This window comes from Roseimaritima sediminicola (assembly GCF_009618275.1).
Classification (GTDB): Bacteria; Planctomycetota; Planctomycetia; order Pirellulales; family Pirellulaceae; genus Roseimaritima; species Roseimaritima sediminicola.
The window spans coordinates 49,573-66,789 of sequence record NZ_WIAD01000021.1 but is presented as its reverse complement, the minus strand read 5'-3'; the positions used below and the strand labels follow the sequence as shown (position 1 = coordinate 66,789).

The window sequence follows — 17,217 nt, the reverse complement described above, 5'->3', positions numbered from 1 at the left end:
CCTTCCGCAAACGGCAATCACGACGTGAACGACCCCTCCACCGAGCCTATCAAGAACATCGAAAACCTGCTGGACCAGAAGCAACAGGCCCATACCGAGGACCTGCTGGAATGGCTGCGTATTGCTAGCGTCAGCAGCGATCCGCAGGCCACCGACCGGGTGCGTGAGGCCGGCCGCTGGGTGGAGAATCGCTTCCAGGCCGCCGGACTGGAGGTGCAGTGGATCGAAACCCAGGGCCACCCGATGGTCTATGCCGAAACGCCTGCGGTGCCCGGCGCCCCCGTCGCCCTGGTTTATGGGCACTACGACGTCCAGCCGCCCGAACCGCTCGACCACTGGATCACCCCGCCCTTCCAGCCGGATATCCGCGACGGCAACATCTACGCTCGCGGCGCAACCGATGACAAGGGCCAGGTTCTGACCCACATCCAGGCCGTGCTACGCTTGCTGGAAACCGGCCAACCGCTGCCGCTGCAGGTGAAGTTTCTGATCGAGGGCGAGGAGGAAGTCGGCAGCGAAAACCTGGAACGGATGCTGCCCGAATTGGCGGATCGCCTGGCCTGCGACGTGATTGTGATCAGCGACAGCAGCCAATTCGCCGAAGGCCAACCGGCGATTACCTACGGCCTGCGCGGCATCGCGACCTTCGAACTGACCGTCCAAGGCCCCCAGCAGGACCTCCACAGCGGCTCCTTCGGCGGGGCGGTCCGCAATCCCGGCGTCGCCCTGTGCCAGTTGATCGCTTCCATGATCGACGATTCTGGCCGCATCCAGCTGGACGGTTTCTACGACGACGTGCTGCCGCTCTCCGAAGAAGAACGCGAGCAGTTCGCCGCCCTGCCCTTCTCCGAAGCAGACTTCGCCCGCTCGCTGGGCGTCGATGCGTTGGCGGGCGAAGAGGGCTACACCGCCCTGGAACGCAAATGGGCACGCCCCACCCTGGACGTCAACGGCCTGACCTGCGGCCACCAGGGCCCGGGCGTCAAAACCATCATCCCGGCGGTCGCCTCGGCCAAGCTCAGTTGCCGCTTGGTGCCGAATCAGGACCCGGAAAAAATCGCCGATGCGCTCGAGCGACACGTCGCGGCGCATTGCCCCGAAGGCGTGCGAGCGAGCGTCGAGCGGGACCACGGCGCGCCCGGCTTGGTCGCCTCGCTGGACAGCCCCTACGTGGCCGCCGCCAAAACCGCGCTCGGCGCGGCCTTTGGCAAACCGCCGGTGATGATCCGCGAAGGCGGCTCGATCCCGATCGTGCAAAAATTCCAGGAGACGCTGGGCGCGGATTGCTTGCTGCTGGGCTGGGGGTTGGCCGACGACAACGCCCACAGCCCCAACGAGAAATTCTGCCTGGCCGATTACCACCGCGGCATCAAAGCCAGCGCCCACCTGTGGCGAGAACTCGGAAAACTGAAACCGGAACAAAGCTGAGGCGTGAGCGGAAATCTGAAATCGCAAATCGGAGCCCGATCCTTCCCTGAACCATACGAAACCGCATCGCCCCTCCCTTCTTCTCCCCTCTCCCCCGCAGCGCCGCGAGCGTCAGCGAGTGAAGCTGCGGGGGAGAGGGGTCGGGGGTGAGGGGGCCTCCGGTGCAACCACGCGTCGCGCCCCATGCCGCAACCGACGAGTACGAACCCGACGAGTACGAGCACGAGCACGAGCACGAGCACGAGCACGAGCACGAGCACGAGCACGAGCACGAGCACGAGTACGAGTACGAGTACGAGTACGAGTACGAGCACGAGCACGAGCACGAATCAAACTCGCCACTCGCCACTTCCAAACTCTGGCGAGTTCAGCTACGGGTGCCCCCAACCAACAACCAACAACCAACAACCAACAACCAACAACCAACAACCAACAACCAACAACCAACAACCAACAACCAACAACCAACAACCAACAACCAACAACCAACCAGCATGCTCGATCGCAAAACCATTGTTGAAAACGCCGACGCTGTCAAAGAGAACTGCCACCGCCGCGGAGTCGACTGCGATGTCGATTCGCTGGTCGAGTTGGAACGGCAGCGGCTCGCCAAACTCCAGCAGACCCAGGAACTGAACCGCCAGGCCAACGAGGTCAGCAAGCAGATCGGCAAGGCCAAGGATGATGCCCAGCGTCAGGAGACGATCGCCCGCGGCCGCGAGCTGCGCGATGCCAAAGACGCGGCTCAGAAAGAACACGACCAGCTGGAACAGCAGATCCTGGAGATCCAGCGGTTGATTCCCAACCTCACCCATGCCGACGTGCCCACCGGTGGTGAAGACGACGCCCGGGAGCTGGGGCTGGGCAAGACGCCCGTGTGCAGTTTCGACTTCCAGCCGCTGGACCATCTGGAACTGGGCGAGCGGCACGACCTATTCGATTTCGAAGCCGGAGCTCGGGTGGCCGGAGCGGGGTTCTACTTTTTGAAAAACGACGCGGTCCGCCTCGACTTGGCCCTCCAACAATACGCCGTCTCCCTGCTGTCGGAGCGCGGCTTTACGCCGGTCACCACGCCGGACCTGGCCCTGACCGAGATCCTTCACGGCACCGGCTTCAACCCGCGCGGCCCGGAAACGCAGATCTACGCGATCGAGAACACCGAGTTGAATCTGGTCGCCACGGCCGAGATCACCCTCGGCGGGATGCTGGCCGGCCAGACGCTGGACGCCGAACAATTGCCGATAAAGCTGTGCGGGCTGAGCCACTGCTTTCGGACCGAGGCCGGGGCGGCCGGTCGGGCATCGAAGGGACTGTATCGCGTGCACCAGTTTACCAAAGTCGAAATGTTTGCCTTCGCCGGCCCCGATCAAAGCGACGACCTGCACGAGGAGATGCGGCAGATCGAATGCGACCTGTTCGACGCGTTGGAAGTGCCCTACCGCGTCATCGACACGGCCAGCGGCGACCTGGGCGGACCGGCCTACCGCAAGTACGACCTGGAAGCCTGGATGCCGGGCCGCGGCGACGGCGGACAGTGGGGCGAAGTGACCAGCACCAGCAACTGCACCGATTACCAGGCGCGACGCCTGGACATCCGCTTCAAGACCGCGGGCCAGAAGGGCACCCAGTTCGCTCACACCCTGAACGGCACGGCCGTGGCGACCGGGCGAGCCATGATCGCGATCCTGGAGAACCACCAACGGGCCGACGGCACCATCAACATCCCCAAGGTGCTCCAGCCCTGGATGGGCAAGGAAAGAATCGGTTGAGCGCCTACACCCTCCCGCGCCTACACCCTCCCGCGGAGCGGGAGGGTCGGGCTCTCAGGCCCGGGGAGGGCCGATATTCCGCCGTGCTGACTTCATCCGGCGGATCCCCGACCCCGTTTGCGCTCTCTTCGCAAATCGATACTCCAACCCTAAATGGCGAGCGATGCCCCGGGCCACTGATTCAGCATCCCGCTCAACATCCCGATCGTGAAATCGGATGACATCCCAACCCGCTTCACGCAAGAACGCTTCACGATCGAGGTCGGCTTGCCCGATCGCATCGTGGTATCCCCCATCGATCTCGACAACTAGCATTTTTGATACACAAGCAAAGTCAACGTAGAACGGCCCGATATCATGCTGGCGGCGAAACTTCAAACCGCACAGCTGCCGAGCACGCAGCACGCCCCAAAGCAAGTTTTCCGATTTCGTCGCTCGTTCGCGCAGCCTTCGTGCTCGCTCGGTTTTACGTCCAGACATGGTTGATGCCCTCCCCGGCCCTGAGAGGCCGACCCTCCCGCGGAGCGGGAGGGTGTGGAATGGTAAGAAACGCTTCACGCGTGGTGACGTTTTCACAATACCCCAGACAGGGCAAGCATTACCATTTCGCGGCCCGTTACTCAAACAACATCCGCAGGTCGTCGCTGGTCAGGTCGCTGATCAAACTCTTCTCCTGCGAGATGATCGCGTCGGCCAGCTCGCGTTTGGAGGACTGCAGGGCGACGATTTTGTCTTCGACCGTGTCGCGGCAGATCATGCGGTAGGCCACGACCGGCTTGGTCTGGCCCATGCGGTGGGCGCGGTCGATCGCTTGCGACTCCACCGCCGGATTCCACCAGGGGTCCATGATGAACACGTAGTCGGCCGCCGTCAGGTTCAGTCCGTGGCCGCCCGCTTTCAGACTGATCAGGAACAACGGGCACTCGTCGTCCTCCTGGAATCGCTTGACCTTCTCGGCCCGCTTGCGCGTCTTGCCGTCGAGGTACTCGTACTTCCACCCGCGCTCGTCCAGCTCCTGACGAACCAGGGCAAGCAGCGAGGTGAACTGCGAGAAGACCAGCGCCTTGTGCCCTTCGCTGACCACCTCCTCGAGCTGTTCCAAGAGGCGGGCGATCTTTGCCCCGTGCACGTCCGACTTGCGATCGACCAGCCGCGGATCGCAGGCCGCCTGACGCAGCCGCAGCAGCGCCTCGAGGACGTGGATCTTGCTCTTGGCCAACCCCTCGGTTTTGATCTTATCGGACAGCATCGTGCGGTAGTGATCCCGCAGCTCGCCGTACAACTTGTTCTGCTTGGAATGCATGTCGCAGTACAGCGTCTGCTCCGTCTTGGCCGGCAGCTCCGTCAACACCTGCTCCTTGGTCCGCCGCAGGATAAAGGGCCGTAGCGCCGTGGAAATATGCTCGAGCCGCTGCCGGTCGGTGCCGGCCTTGGACGGATCGCCGATCGCTTGGCCCAACATCCCGGGATTGAGAAAATCGAACAACGACCACAGGTCGCCCAAGTGGTTTTCGATCGGCGTTCCGGTCATCGCCAAGCGGTGATCGCAGCGGAGCACGCGAGTGGCCTTGGCGGACAGCGAGGCGGGGTTCTTGATCGCTTGAGCTTCGTCCAAGATGACGTAGTCGAACGCCTGCTCGTGCAGGAATTTGGCGTCGTTGCGGACCGTGCCGTAGGTGGTGACGATGCAGTCGACCTCGGAGAATTGCTCGCGCAGCTCACCGCGGCCGGTGCCGGTGTAGTTCAACATCCGCAACTGGGGTGTGAACCGCGCGGCTTCCTCCAGCCAGTTAAAGATCAAGCTCTTCGGGACGACGATCAACGACGGCCGCCGCTCGTCGGCTGTGTCGTCACCGGCCGCGTCGCTCTTACTGGCCGCGTCACCGCTCTTACTGGCCTTGGCGTCGTTCTTGCTGGCCGCGTCGTCGTTCTTGCTGGCCTTGCCGTCGTGCTTACCGCTGGCCGCGCCGTACCGCTGGGCCAGCATCGCCAGGACCTGGATCGTTTTTCCCAGCCCCATATCGTCGGCCAAACAGCCGCCCAGCTGGAACTCTTGCAGGAACTGAAACCAGCCCAGTCCCAGTTGTTGGTAGTCGCGCAGCGAGCCCTGGAAATCGGCCGGCGCCGGCACCGGCCGGATGCCTTCGAAGGAATTTAGTTTTTCGCACCATGCGCGGAAGGCGCGGTCCAGGGCCACTTCCTCTTGCTGCGACAACAGTGCGTCCAGCAGCAGCGCCTGGGTTTTGGTAAAGCGGATCGAGTCCTCGGCAACTTCGCCCGTCTTGTCCAGGCCGGCAAACTGCGACAGCCACTGTTCGGGCAGGATGCCGTGGGTCCCGTCGTCCAGGACGACGAAGTTCTGTCCCTTGCGAGCGGCCGACAACAGCTCCGGTAGCGCGACCTGGACCCCGTCGAAATCGGCCGTGGCATCCAGATCGAACCAGTCCTGCTCGCTGTTGACCGCGACCTGGAAGCTGCCCGCCCGGCGGAGCGCATTGCCGTCGGCGACGACGTCCCAGCCCGCCTCACTCAGCTCGCTGACCAGCGCCGGCAGGGCTTTCCGCAAGACTTTGATGTCGTTGTAGCCGTGATCAAAGAATCGCTCGCGCGGCAACTGGTCGACCAATCGCTGTTCGGCATCCAGATCTCGCTGCTGAAACTGTTTGTTGGATTTGTCCCACACCGCGGCCGGCCCGCCGCCAAACGCAAACACTTGCTCGCCGTAGCACATCTGGACCGCCGCGACCAAGTGCTTGTCCTTGCCGCTTTCGCTGGACAGATGCAAGCGTGGCCGCGGCTCGAGCCGATCCAGACTGACCGGCAACTCCGGATCCAGCTCGACTCGTACACTGCCCCACCCAGCGATCGTTTCCATCAATTTCGAGATGCTTCGCGAGGGGACATCGATCGCGCCGGTACCACGCCACTGCTGGATCAACTCGGTGTGAGTCACATCCAGCGGGCAGGCTCGCTGCGGAAACACGACCACACCGCTTTCGCTGACCAGCAACGCGTCGTCCAGCTCCGCACGGTCCTCGCCGCGGACCAACACAGGCGACACCCGGATCCGCTTCTTGCCGTCCTCGGTGGTGTGCGGCGCGACCCGGACGACCAAACGGAACGGCTCACCGCCGTCCCACTTCAGCCCGTGCGGCTCGACCAACGACCGCCCCGAACCCATATCCCAGACCAGGCGACCGGTCGCCGACATGGCCTGCATGGCCAAGGCTGCTGTTTCGGGACGGACCGTGAACTTGCCGACCCGCGAGCGCATGTGATAGCGATAGCCGTAGGCGTTTTCCTGGACCGGCTCCAGCAGCCGCACGGCGATCGCATCGGCCGCATCGACGATCTCGTCCATGTCGTCGATGTCCAGAGTCGCCGAGGTGGGCTTGCCCCATTCGCCGTTTTGCTTTCGCGAAGCTTGATAGAGATTAATTGTCAGGCACTCGTTGTCCGAGTGGTCGGGCACGTTCAGCACGAACCAGCATCGGCTGCCCACCTGCAGGACCTCCTGCAACCGCTCCGCAGCGTCCTCCTCATCGGGGGCGGCGAATTCGCCCAGCTTCTGCAGCTGCTTTTGCCACAGCGGTGTGGATCGCCCCTTCTTCTTTTTGCCCGACCCGTTCGTGTTGTTCACGATCGGATCGCCGATGCTGATCTTGCCGCCCAGAATTTCTACGATCTGCAGGCTGCCCCGCTTGACCAAGTCAGGATCCACCGGCGGCAGATGACTGGCTACCGCCCACACATGGCGGCAGGTATACCCGCGCTGCCAAGTCGAACATTCGCAGCCCGCTTCCAGATACCCCTGCAGGGTCAACCCAAACGACATCTCGACCTTATGGAAATTGCCTCGCTGCTCGGACACGTACGCCCGTACCCCGCCGGTGCCCAGCTGCAGCGTTTGCACGCCTCCTCGACTGGCCAGGTGCTCGCCTGCCATACGTTCACGGTCTGCCAAACGGGGTTCGCAATAGTCCGCCAGGGTCGCTTCCATAAAGGGCTTCAACGGTTAAATGGGCGGGAAAAACAAAGATCGGGCAACACCGAAGCCGCCCGAAGCGATCGCGCATTTTAGAAGCTAAAGAGCACTTTGCCGACCGCTGATTCACAGCCCCCGGGAAGATTCCAAAGCGTTTCACGCCCGCGGCCGAAGCTCATCAGACGCTGGAGTCCAGGCTTTAGCCGCCCGCTGCCCAAGCTCCCAATCGCCTAAAGGCTAGACTCCAACGCCCGCTTACGGCTCTTGGCCCTCTTCGGCGGCCTCGGCCGCTTCCAGCGAACGACGCACTTCGCGGCCGGCCGTCCAGTAGAAGACCACACCGACCAGCGCCATCACGATCTTGACGACTTCGAACACCAGCGCCACCAGGGTCCCCGAGGCGGCCGTCGGCACCGCGGGCACCACCTTGTACATGCCCTCCACGGCTGCCTCCAACACGCCCATACCGGCCGGAGCGATGGGCAGCGCCGAGGCCAGCACCCCCACCGGAACGATCACGAAATGCTCGGCGAACGTCGGCGGGTTGGCGTCCGGACCGTACAACCCGAGGCACACCAGATACATGCTGACGACCATCATCGACTGCACGCCGACGCTCATCACCAACGACCACAAAAACCCCCAGGGATGGGTGTGGAAGGTTCGCAGCGGTTCGGCCACGCGGCGGACCACCTCGCCGATCTTGGGAATGGTTTCGCTGCGGTGGATCAGCCGGTCGATCGGCTTGCCGCCCACGATCAACACCGCCGTCAGAACCGTGCCGATGATCAACAGCGTGACGGCGGCCTGAGCGATGCGAGCCAGATTCTCGCCGCCTTCGCCCTCGGCAGTCGGCGCGATCAACAACAGTGCGACCGAAACGATCGCCAGCAAGCCGTACAGGCCCGAAGCCCGGTCGACCACGACCGAAGCGACCGCTTCGACACGCTTTCCGGGGCTGCGGCGAGCCAAAAAGATGGCCTTGAACAGGTCGCCACCGACGCTGCCCGCCGAAATAAAACTCAGCAGATTGCTGATCGCGCCCAGCCGAAACGCCTCCAGCATCGACAGCGGAATGCCCTGACAACGAACCAGCAAACACCAGCGAGCAAACGAGAGGCTCATCGCCATCAGAGCCACTCCCAGAGCGGCCAAAAGCAACCCATAGTTCTTGGGCTGCTCCCGCAGGGCCTCCCACTGCTCGGGGGTGATCTTCCACAGCAGAAAGCTGAGGATGGCCACGGGAACGAGGAATTTCAGCGCCGCCATCGCCATTCGCCGAGTGCGGCCCGCAGCCGGGCGAGCGGGTGGCGAAGGATCAGCAGCGTTCATCAGCAATCTACGGCGGCGTCAAACGGTCGGGCGAATTAAGGCAGGATAGTCGCCACGGCAGGAAACACCAATCCGGCGCCTCCACCACCCCGCCCCATCCCCCCCGTAGCCCCTCGTCGCCAGACGTTGGAAACGCTGGAGTCCAGGCTTCAGCCGCCCGCCAGCGCAGCCCCCAATCGCCTAAAGGCTACACTCCAGCGTCCCCCCCAAAAAAACCCTCCCAAACCCTCAAAAACCACGGTTGACGAACCAGCCGGCTACCTGCTAGTTTTCTTCTTCTCAGCCAGACATCCCAAGCAGCCCACTCCAGCAAGGCGTGGAACGAGCCGCCGAGGGAAACGTCAGCCGGGGGATTAGCTCAGTTGGGAGAGCGCTTGCATGGCATGCAAGAGGTCAGGGGTTCAAGTCCCCTATCCTCCACTTCGAAGCCCCGAAAGGCCCGTTGCGAATTAAAATCGCACCGGGCCTTTTTTCGTGGACTTTTCGTGGACCTGGACAGTGGCCGGCCAAACGCGAAACTTCGCACAGCGGGCGTCCGAGGGCGGAGCCGCCGTTCAGCTACGGCTATCCTGAAGTACACGGCCACTCATTTCGCTCAGGCTGGCAACCATCGTCGATTCGGTCAACGTCGCGCGACTGCCGAACGATCCACACCGCACAAGCCGACGGCAGCACCTCAGCATCCTGCAGCCCCTCCAACAAGGTGAGTCCGAGTCATGAACCGACGAAACTTTCTCCAGCTGTCCGTCATGCTTTTTGGAGTCAATCTCAGCATCGCCACCTCGCCGGCGCTGGCGCAGCAGGATGTGGTTGGACCGGTCGTCGGGGCTGTCGAGCCCACGGCAGTACGGATTCTGTATCGTCCCGCGGCAGAGGAAACCAAGCTTCAACTGCAGGTGTTTCGCGATGGACAGGTCGCGCAGCGTGTCGCGGCCGAAGCCCGCAGCGAGAACGACTTCGTCGCAAAGTTTGCGGTAACCGGACTCGAGCCGGCAACGAGATACACCTACCAAGTGAAAGACGCGAGCGGTCGCCTGCTCGGTGCCGCCGATGAAGAGCATTCCTTTCAGACGGCCAACCCCGCTCGCGAGAATCACCGCGTCTCGGTCAGCTTTGTGTCCTGTGTCGATATGGAACCCAGCGGGATCTGGGAAGAGCTGAAGAGGCTGCGAGTCGACATGGTGTGCTTGATGGGAGACACGCCGTACATCGACAGTTCCGACTTGAACGTCGTCCGCACCCGGCACCGCAACTTCCTGCAAATGCCGGCCTTAGCCGCGCTCTCGGCCCACACCCCAACCGTCGGAACCTGGGACGACCACGACTTCGGACGCAACAACGGCAACGGCCGGAACATGCAGGCGGGCAAGAGCACAACACGCCGTGGCTTTATCGAGTACCGCGCTCATGCCCAGTTCGGCAACGGCAAGCAGGGCGTCTATCACAAAGTCGATCTCGGAATGATCGAAGTCTTCCTGCTCGACCCTCGGTACTTTTCGCAGACGCAGCCGTCACCGGTCGACAACACCCAGCCGACGTGTTTCGGTTCTGATCAGTGGCAGTGGCTGCTGAAAAGCCTGCGGGAGTCCAAGGCGCCGTTCAAGGTGCTGGCCTCTGGAGCCATCTGGCAGGACAAGAAGAACAGCGAGACCGACGATATGTTCACGTACTGGTACGAGCGAGATGCTCTGTTGGACTATATCAAGGCGGAGAAGATCAGCGGGGTCGTGTTGCTGGGCGGCGATATCCATGTGGCTCGGCACCTGATGCACCCGCAGCGAGTCGGGTATGACCTGCACGATTTTATTATCTCGCCGGGACACCAGCACGTCATCACCAAGCTTGATGTCTACCACCCGTCCCTCGAGTGGTCGCTCGTCGAAGGCAATCAGTTCCTTACGCTGACTGCCGACGGCCAAGCAGACGAAGCAACCTTGATCGCTGAGTTCCGGCAACCGGACGGGAAGCTCAACCGCAAGGTCGTGATTCCGCTTGCCGAGATGACGCACGCGGCAGTCGAGCCAGAAAGCGACGCCCAGCTTCGTGGCCACTGGTCCTTTGACAGCGACTTTTCCAACCGTTCACTCCTTGGCGACCGGATCGATGCCGAACCCGTAAACGGTGCGGCGCTTGTCCACGATGGCGACGGCTCGGAAGGCGCTGCACGGTTCGACCGTTCGAAACAGCAGTACCTGGTCGTCCCTCGCAGCTTCCTCGACGACAATTCGGCCGCTCATACGCTATCGCTATGGTTCAAGCCAACCAGCCTGCCCGAGCACGATTCGGATGCACGGTCCTTTCTGCTGGAAAGCACTGCCCAAGGAAGACCATCCCAGAAGGGTGCCTACCATTTGTCGTTGGGGCTGCGAGCGGGCGCGAACCCCGACAAGGTTAATCTGCAGCTCTTTACACACACTCTCCGACCAGCCGACCGACCGGAGGCCGCCCCCACGCCCGCGGCGCAAGGTCCGTTCAACACGCTGGTCGATCGAAGCCAATTGTTGGATCGCTGGAACCACGTGGCGGTCGCCTTCGATTCAAAATCACTCACGCTGTTCCTCAACGGCGAGCAGGTCGCGAAGCACGTGTTGCCGGTTCAGGGACCGGCTTCCGAATTCGGCGGTCTGGTCATCGGCGGCCATCGAGCCGGCACGGGACGCAATTACGATGGGCTGATCGACGAACTCACCGTGTGGCAGGGAGCACTACCTCCACCGGCCATCAAATCGCTCAGCGAATCCCGAGATCAGGAACCGGCCCACGCCCTGTCTCACCAATAGCGTTGCCGCGGAAGTCGTCTTCCGGCCCCGTCAACTTTCCCGCCAGCACGACCACCCGGTCGTCAACGATCAGAGGTGAAGAGGTGAGCGGTTCATCTCGTCGTTACCGTGAACTTTCTCGCCTGCCGGTCCTGCAACGGCTTGCCGATTAATTCGATAACGCATTGCTTATGTGAGCCGTTTGGGCGATAGCCCCGGTTCTGTGCTGACGAAACCGAGGCTATCGCCTAAACGGCTCACTAAATCGACGGGCCGGCAAACAACTGGCGACAACCTTCGTCCGCGTCGTAGCGACCTTCTTCGCGGAGCCACTCGGGGGCGGCGTCTTGCCGGCAAAGTACTTTCGCCGCATCGAACCGGCAGTTCTGGCACGGCGTCAAACCGTATGCGACGACCGCCAGCCGAGAACCATCGGCTCGCGGATTGCATTTCCCAGCCGCGAACGAAAAAGTTTGTGCCCCGCCTGGGCGTACCGGTAGGCAAGCTCGCACAGTTGCTGTGCACTCCGCTCGTCTGGTAATCGACTGAGTGCCCCGAATATCGGGGCTCGCAAGCGATCCTCAGCTCCTGCGTGCTGCACGATCTTCCAGAGCCACGCACTTCGTGGTTCTTCGCACTGTTGGTCAAAGCGCATGTCGCGAAGACAGGATTCGAGAAGGGGCGCATCGGCAAGCACACCCGCCGACGCCCACATCCATGACCGGCCCAGGCCCTTCTGCAAGGCGTCCCGCTGCTGCTTGAGCGAAGGTACAGCCGGAGGTGCATAGTCAACGTATTGCATCATGGATTCTTCGGGACGGAACGCCGCTGGGGTATCCATACCATGGGGTCGCGCCCATGGCTACATCCTGTCGCCACGCACGTGGCTGCTGTATCGGACTCTCCGCAGATGCGATCGCTGTTACAGCACAGCACACACGCCGCAGGCTAGAATCTCAGAAACCTACGCTTTCTTATCCAGCCCGGAGCCCTTGCCATGCGGATCCTTTGCGTTCTTATTTTACCGTTTCTTGCGCTGGGCTTGTTGGCGCCGGTCGCCAGGTGCGGGGAAGTTACCCTCGAGCAAGGTATCTCTTATGGCGTTGCCGACGACACCGATCTGAAACTGGATCTGGCTCGGCCCGCCGGCGAAGGTCCGTTCCCGGCAATCGTCTTTATCCACGGTGGCGGCTGGTGCCGGGGCAGCCGTCAAGCTTATAGCCAGCAGATCCGACAAGCGGCCGAGCGGGGGTACGTGGCCGCGACGATCAGCTACCGGCTGATGCAAGTCGACGAAGCGAACAAGGAAACCGCCCCGGCCGAACCGAACTTCCCTGCTCAGATCCACGACGCAAAGGCAGCCATCCGTTGGCTCCGCGCCAATGCCCAAAAATACCGCGTCGATCCCGATCGAATCGGTGTCACCGGTGGCTCTGCTGGCGGTCACCTCTCGCTGCTCGTCGGCCTGACCGATGCCGACTGCGAGCTGGAAGGAGAAAGCGGGCACCCAGAACAGTCCAGCCGGGTGCAGGCCGTCGTCAACTTCTTCGGGCCTACAGAGATGGCCTCTTGTCACGGCGGTAGCTCCGTCGCCTGGATGCTTCGCGCGTTCATGGGCGGCACGCCAACAGAAGTCCCGCAAACCTACGAAACCGCCAGCCCAATCACCTATGTCAGCGACGATGACCCGCCCGTGCTTACCCTGCACGGCGACCAAGACGCCCTGGTGCCGGTCGCGCAGGCGACGAAGCTGGACGAGAGGATGGCAGCAGTCGGGGCGGATCACACGTTGGTGATCCTAGAAGGGCAAGGCCACGGCTTCGGCGGCGAACACCAGCAACGTGCCATGCAGGCGATGTGGGATTTTTTCGAAGAGCATCTGCAACCCTGAAACCAGGACGTCTTGAGCAAGTGTTCCTATATACTCAATCAGCGGTTAAATCATGGACCCCAAAACCGTCAAGCGACTAGAAAAGAAAATCGAAGAAGCAATTGTCGAAGTCATCTTCAAAATGGGCCTGAAATCACTGCCCTTGCTTCCCGACAAGCAGACCATGCACCTGATGTCCAAAGCGGCTGTGACGGTGTACGAAACGGCGGTCGAAAACGGACGACACGAAGATCAATCCTCTTAACCAGTGCCGCCCCTCCGGCGGTTATTTTGAGCCTTTGTCCACAGGCGGCGGGCAAAGGCCGCCGCCTCGACGAACGACTGATGCAGGCCAAGCAGAGGCTGCGTGCGAAGCGGAAGCTGGAAGCGATGCTGCGCGAAGCTCAGACGGCGCGTCGCGGCGAAGGGGCGAAGTGTGCGGCCCTGAAACAGCAGCTCGCCGCCGGTTCGAAAAATCCTTCGGAAGCCCCAATCGCTTGGCTATAATTTGCCGGTGGGATTTTCCTGTTGGTTTGATTCGCCGGTTGCCGGCTGGCTCCGTGGTCGGTGCCGCTTGCTCTCTCAGAATGACTGCTATGTCCGACGTTGCACAACTGCTGACCGCGGCCGCGTCGGGCAACGCACAGGCCGCCGAGCAGCTGTTGTCGGCTGTCTATGAAGATCTACGCCGGCTGGCTCGCAGCAAAATGGCGGGCGAACGATCCGGCCACAGCTTGCAAGCGACCGACCTGGTTCACGAATCCTTCATTCGCTTGATCGATGCCGAGCGACGGAATGCTTGGCAAACGAGAGCCCATTTTTTCGCCGCCGCCGCCGAAGCGATGCGGTGGATTTTGGTCGATCACGCTCGCCGCCGGGCGACCGCCAAGCGGGGTGGCGACCTGCGGCGCGTGGCGGCGGAGCCCGACGCTCTGCCGAGCGTCACCGCGGACGAAGACCAGATCCTGGCCGTCCACGAAGCGCTTGATCGGCTGGCCGCCGAAGCCCCCCAGCAGGCCGAACTGGTCAAGCTGCGTTACTTTGCCGGCTTGACGCTGGAGCAGGCGGCTACGGCCCTGAACATCTCTCGAGCCACCGCTTCCCGACACTGGAAATTCGCCAAAGCCTGGTTGGCAGTGGAAGTTTTGCGAGATCAGTGAGGCGCTTTTGCGCGGAATCTCGCTTGATCCCATACAGAGGCTTTCTTTCCGATCGAGGCCCGATGCGAGACGGCATACGAGCATGAGCACCATCCAGCGAGCCGAAGAGATCTTTCACGGTGCGGTTGAACTGACCGGCGAGGATCAGCAACAGGCATTCGTCTCCGAACGCTGCGGGGCGGACGACACCCTTCGCAGGCTTGTCGAACAGCTGTTGGCCGCGCACCGGCGGTCGGACCTACCCCACCTCAGTCACGCTCCCCAATTGCTTGAGACGACTGCGGACCGAAGCGGGCCGGAAAGACTGGACGAACAAGCCGTTCGCCGATTGTTGGATCCCGACGAAACCGAGCACGGCTTGGGGACGCTGGCAGGTTTTCAGATTCTGTCAATCATCGGACAAGGCGGCTACGGCGTGGTCTTGCGTGCCAAGGACGCCCGACTGAACCGCTTGGTCGCGCTGAAAATGCTGTCGCCTCAGTTGGGAGCGGATCCGGTTGCTGTTCGACGCTTCGTGCGCGAGGCCAAAGCGACCGCGTCCATCGCCCACGACAACGTGGTCGCGATCCATACGGTCATCGAATCCGAGACGACGCCCCTGATCTGCATGGAACTTGTCGAGGGCCCGACGCTGCAAACGCGGATCGACCAAGCGGGTCCGATGCCGCTCGAGCAGATCCTGAGTATCGGCCTGCAGATCGCCGAAGGACTCGCGGCCGCCCATCGTCGGGGTATCGTGCACCGTGACATCAAACCCGCAAACATCCTGCTGGAAAACGGCCTCGACCGCGTCAAAATCACCGACTTCGGCATCGCTCAGGTTTCCGGCGATGTGAAATTAACCCTGACCGGTCATTTCGCGGGAACGCCTCCGTTCATGTCGCCCGAACAAACCCGAGGTGAAACGGTCGATCATCGCAGCGACCTGTTCAGCTTTGGCGCGGTGCTGTACCAGATGTGCACGGGCCAAGCCCCCTTTGCCGGCGAATCGATCCTCGACGTGATGCGTTCGGTTTGCGAACACCGTCCCGCGGCGGTTCGCAAGCTTAACCCCGACATCCCGCCTTGGCTGGCAACCCTGATCGACGGCATGCTGGAGAAGGCGCCTCAGCGGCGACCGGAATCCGCCCACGCCATCGCGGGTGTCTTCACCCAGGGCATCGCTCATCTGCACGACCCCTCCGGCGCGCCTCCGCCGAATTGTGGCAAGCTTCGCCAGCAACGCTCCCCGACGTTTGCCTTGCCCAAATGGGGACTCGATCCGTTCATTCTGGCCTTGGTTCTCGCCTTGGTGGCCATCGCCGCGCTACCGCTCGTGGCGGTCGACAACCTGCGTGGGGCGGCCGTCTTGCTTGTTGCCATGTTGCCGCTGGGCGGGCTGGTTTGGGGAGGTGCGTATCGCTGGCGTTGCGGTTTTGCAGCCGTGTCGCTGGGATTGGGGATGATGGGATTCTCGCTGCTGGGAATACTGCTGATCTGGTTGGGAAGCCTGTCCTTTAACGGATCGATGACCAGAGAAATGGTCCTGGCGACCTTCGCGTTTCAGTTGCTCGCAGCACCGACAGGGCTGGTCGCACTGTTCGACTCGTTGGGAAACCGCGTCGCCCGCCCACTGTTTCCTCGCATCTCGCTGCGACGCCTGCTCGGCGGTTCCTTGTTGCTGGCCGTCGCCGCCGGGGCACTGAGGATCGTCTCCGATTCGCTGGCAGGAATAACGGCTGTCACCGGGTGGTTGCTGATCGTTACCGTCGCAACTCTGGCCGTGGTGGTGTGGGTCGTCTATCGCAAGCTGAACTATCCGGCGGCCGCTTGGGAACGCCGACGACGCCTAGCAATCATGACGACAGCGTTCATCGCTTTGCTGGTGGTGGCCATTGCCGGTGCGCGATTCCAGGCCGGCACCTACGGCGAGGCGATTGTCGAACTGGAAAACTTGCCCGATCGATGCGTTCTGACCATCCAGGCGACACCCGTTCGCGCCGACGGTGATCGCCTCACCCGTGGTGCGCAGCCCGCCCAGCGCATCCGTTTGCCGGAAGGCAGCTATCGGTTGACGGTGACCACGCCCACGGTCGGCAACCGGCGAGGTCCGATCGCCGTGCAAGATTTTCAGATCGTCGGTCGGCAAACCCAACACCTTCGCTTGACCGGCGCCGACCTCCGCCAACCCTAACGTTCTCTTCCCGAGCACTTTTCCAAGCCTGCGGGACGTTCTTACGCGTATTGCTCATGCATAACCCAACCAACCGTGTCGATATGGAGCGGCCGATCGTGCGTCCGCGATGCCCAAGCCGCATCTGGCTTCCGCTGCTGGCCATCCTGGTGGCTGCGTACGTGGGCAGCTATGGATGGATTCGCCAGCCTGGATCCCGGAACCCGCTGCCCATGCGGTTCGGCTCGCTGGATCGCGAACTGCTGCAGGTTGTCTTCGCCCCGGCCGTGTGGTGCGATATCGCGCTGCGAGACCAGTTGGCGGGCACGGCCCAGGACGCGGTGCGGACGGCAACCACGCGAGCCGCACAGGAAGACAAACGCGGGATGCTGATCTTTACCAGCGACCACTGCCCCGGATGCGTCCGTCTGGATCGGTTTCTGCAAGCCAACGAGGACACGATCACAAAGTACTTTGCGATCGCCCAGATCCACTCGTCGATGTCCGGCTTTGAGGATGTCACCCGCCGGTACCGAGACGTCACCGATACGCATCCGGAATACGTGCCCTATATCGTGGTTGTCGATGCGGCGGGCAACGAACTGGCGAACTCCGGAACGAAGCTGTCCGAGCCCATCGCGATCCCGTCGGGAGCTGCTGAAAACCACGCGGCATTCATGGAATTGCTGTGCCAGACCGCCCTGCCTCGGATGACGGCCGAGGACGAAGCCAAGCTCCGAGAGGCGATCGCCGACTGAAGGC

12 protein-coding genes and 1 tRNA gene are annotated in these 17,217 nt (G+C 62.4%); 10 read left to right on the top strand and 3 right to left on the bottom strand.

Annotated elements, in window-relative coordinates; genetic code table 11:
• Nucleotides 1-24 precede the first annotated feature (24 nt).
• Both GE027_RS12035 and serS read left to right on the top strand, forming a co-directional pair.
• On the top strand, nucleotides 25-1,428 hold the full coding sequence (locus GE027_RS12035) for a dipeptidase (protein WP_153557441.1): 1,404 nt from the start codon (nucleotides 25-27) through the stop codon (nucleotides 1,426-1,428).
• A 494-nt stretch (nucleotides 1,429-1,922) separates the two neighbouring features.
• Nucleotides 1,923-3,197, top strand: a complete 1,275-nt coding sequence (gene serS / locus GE027_RS12030; RefSeq protein WP_153557458.1) for a serine--tRNA ligase — start codon at nucleotides 1,923-1,925, stop codon at nucleotides 3,195-3,197.
• Nucleotides 3,198-3,251: 54 nt separating this feature from the next.
• Here serS and GE027_RS12025 read toward each other — a convergent pair whose 3' ends face one another.
• The 3 genes from GE027_RS12025 to GE027_RS12015 all read right to left on the bottom strand — a co-directional run bounded on the left by GE027_RS12025 (nucleotide 3,252) and on the right by GE027_RS12015 (nucleotide 8,514).
• Nucleotides 3,252-3,677 (bottom strand): endonuclease domain-containing protein, encoded by a 426-nt coding sequence (locus GE027_RS12025; RefSeq protein WP_153557440.1) that lies wholly within the window; start codon nucleotides 3,675-3,677, stop codon nucleotides 3,252-3,254.
• Nucleotides 3,678-3,813: 136 nt separating this feature from the next.
• Nucleotides 3,814-7,143: a DEAD/DEAH box helicase gene (locus GE027_RS12020; RefSeq protein WP_162006699.1), complete on the bottom strand. Its 3,330-nt coding sequence runs from the start codon at nucleotides 7,141-7,143 to the stop codon at nucleotides 3,814-3,816.
• Between the two features lie 294 nt (nucleotides 7,144-7,437).
• Nucleotides 7,438-8,514, bottom strand: a complete 1,077-nt coding sequence (locus GE027_RS12015) for a lysylphosphatidylglycerol synthase transmembrane domain-containing protein (protein ID WP_153557438.1) — start codon at nucleotides 8,512-8,514, stop codon at nucleotides 7,438-7,440.
• 347 nt (nucleotides 8,515-8,861) lie between these two features.
• Here GE027_RS12015 and GE027_RS12010 point away from each other — a divergent pair.
• The 8 genes from GE027_RS12010 to GE027_RS11975 all read left to right on the top strand — a co-directional run bounded on the left by GE027_RS12010 (nucleotide 8,862) and on the right by GE027_RS11975 (nucleotide 17,213).
• Nucleotides 8,862-8,934: transfer RNA gene (locus tag GE027_RS12010), tRNA-Ala, on the top strand.
• A gap of 296 nt (nucleotides 8,935-9,230) precedes the next feature.
• Nucleotides 9,231-11,294 (top strand): alkaline phosphatase D family protein, encoded by a 2,064-nt coding sequence (locus GE027_RS12005; RefSeq protein WP_153557437.1) that lies wholly within the window; start codon nucleotides 9,231-9,233, stop codon nucleotides 11,292-11,294.
• 976 nt (nucleotides 11,295-12,270) lie between these two features.
• A complete protein-coding gene (locus GE027_RS12000) occupies nucleotides 12,271-13,164 on the top strand; it encodes an alpha/beta hydrolase (protein WP_153557436.1) in 894 nt (297 codons plus the stop codon).
• Between the two features lie 52 nt (nucleotides 13,165-13,216).
• The gene (locus GE027_RS11995) at nucleotides 13,217-13,408 is read left to right on the top strand and encodes a hypothetical protein (protein WP_153557435.1); all 192 of its coding nucleotides are present in this window, start codon (nucleotides 13,217-13,219) and stop codon (nucleotides 13,406-13,408) included.
• 26 nt (nucleotides 13,409-13,434) lie between these two features.
• Entirely contained in the window at nucleotides 13,435-13,650 is a 216-nt protein-coding gene (locus GE027_RS11990; RefSeq protein ID WP_153557434.1) for a hypothetical protein, read from the top strand.
• Nucleotides 13,651-13,739: 89 nt separating this feature from the next.
• A complete protein-coding gene (locus GE027_RS11985; RefSeq protein WP_153557433.1) occupies nucleotides 13,740-14,303 on the top strand; it encodes an ECF-type sigma factor in 564 nt (187 codons plus the stop codon).
• 82 nt (nucleotides 14,304-14,385) lie between these two features.
• Nucleotides 14,386-16,476, top strand: a complete 2,091-nt coding sequence (locus GE027_RS11980) for a serine/threonine-protein kinase (protein ID WP_153557432.1) — start codon at nucleotides 14,386-14,388, stop codon at nucleotides 16,474-16,476.
• A 56-nt stretch (nucleotides 16,477-16,532) separates the two neighbouring features.
• A complete protein-coding gene (locus tag GE027_RS11975; RefSeq protein WP_153557431.1) occupies nucleotides 16,533-17,213 on the top strand; it encodes a thioredoxin domain-containing protein in 681 nt (226 codons plus the stop codon).
• Nucleotides 17,214-17,217 lie beyond the last annotated feature (4 nt).

Bases quoted from the DNA above. Each gene is read 5' to 3' on its own strand.
- serS (WP_153557458.1), top strand. From the start codon at position 1,923: ATGCTCGATCGCAAAACCATTGTTGAAAACGCCGACGCTGTCAAAGAG.
- GE027_RS12025 (WP_153557440.1), bottom strand. From the start codon at position 3,677: ATGTCTGGACGTAAAACCGAGCGAGCACGAAGGCTGCGCGAACGAGCG.
- GE027_RS12020 (WP_162006699.1), bottom strand. From the start codon at position 7,143: ATGGCAGGCGAGCACCTGGCCAGTCGAGGAGGCGTGCAAACGCTGCAG.
- GE027_RS12015 (WP_153557438.1), bottom strand. From the start codon at position 8,514: ATGAACGCTGCTGATCCTTCGCCACCCGCTCGCCCGGCTGCGGGCCGC.
- GE027_RS12005 (WP_153557437.1), top strand. From the start codon at position 9,231: ATGAACCGACGAAACTTTCTCCAGCTGTCCGTCATGCTTTTTGGAGTC.
- GE027_RS12000 (WP_153557436.1), top strand. From the start codon at position 12,271: ATGCGGATCCTTTGCGTTCTTATTTTACCGTTTCTTGCGCTGGGCTTG.
- GE027_RS11995 (WP_153557435.1), top strand. From the start codon at position 13,217: ATGGACCCCAAAACCGTCAAGCGACTAGAAAAGAAAATCGAAGAAGCA.
- GE027_RS11985 (WP_153557433.1), top strand. From the start codon at position 13,740: ATGTCCGACGTTGCACAACTGCTGACCGCGGCCGCGTCGGGCAACGCA.
- GE027_RS11980 (WP_153557432.1), top strand. From the start codon at position 14,386: ATGAGCACCATCCAGCGAGCCGAAGAGATCTTTCACGGTGCGGTTGAA.
- GE027_RS11975 (WP_153557431.1), top strand. From the start codon at position 16,533: ATGCATAACCCAACCAACCGTGTCGATATGGAGCGGCCGATCGTGCGT.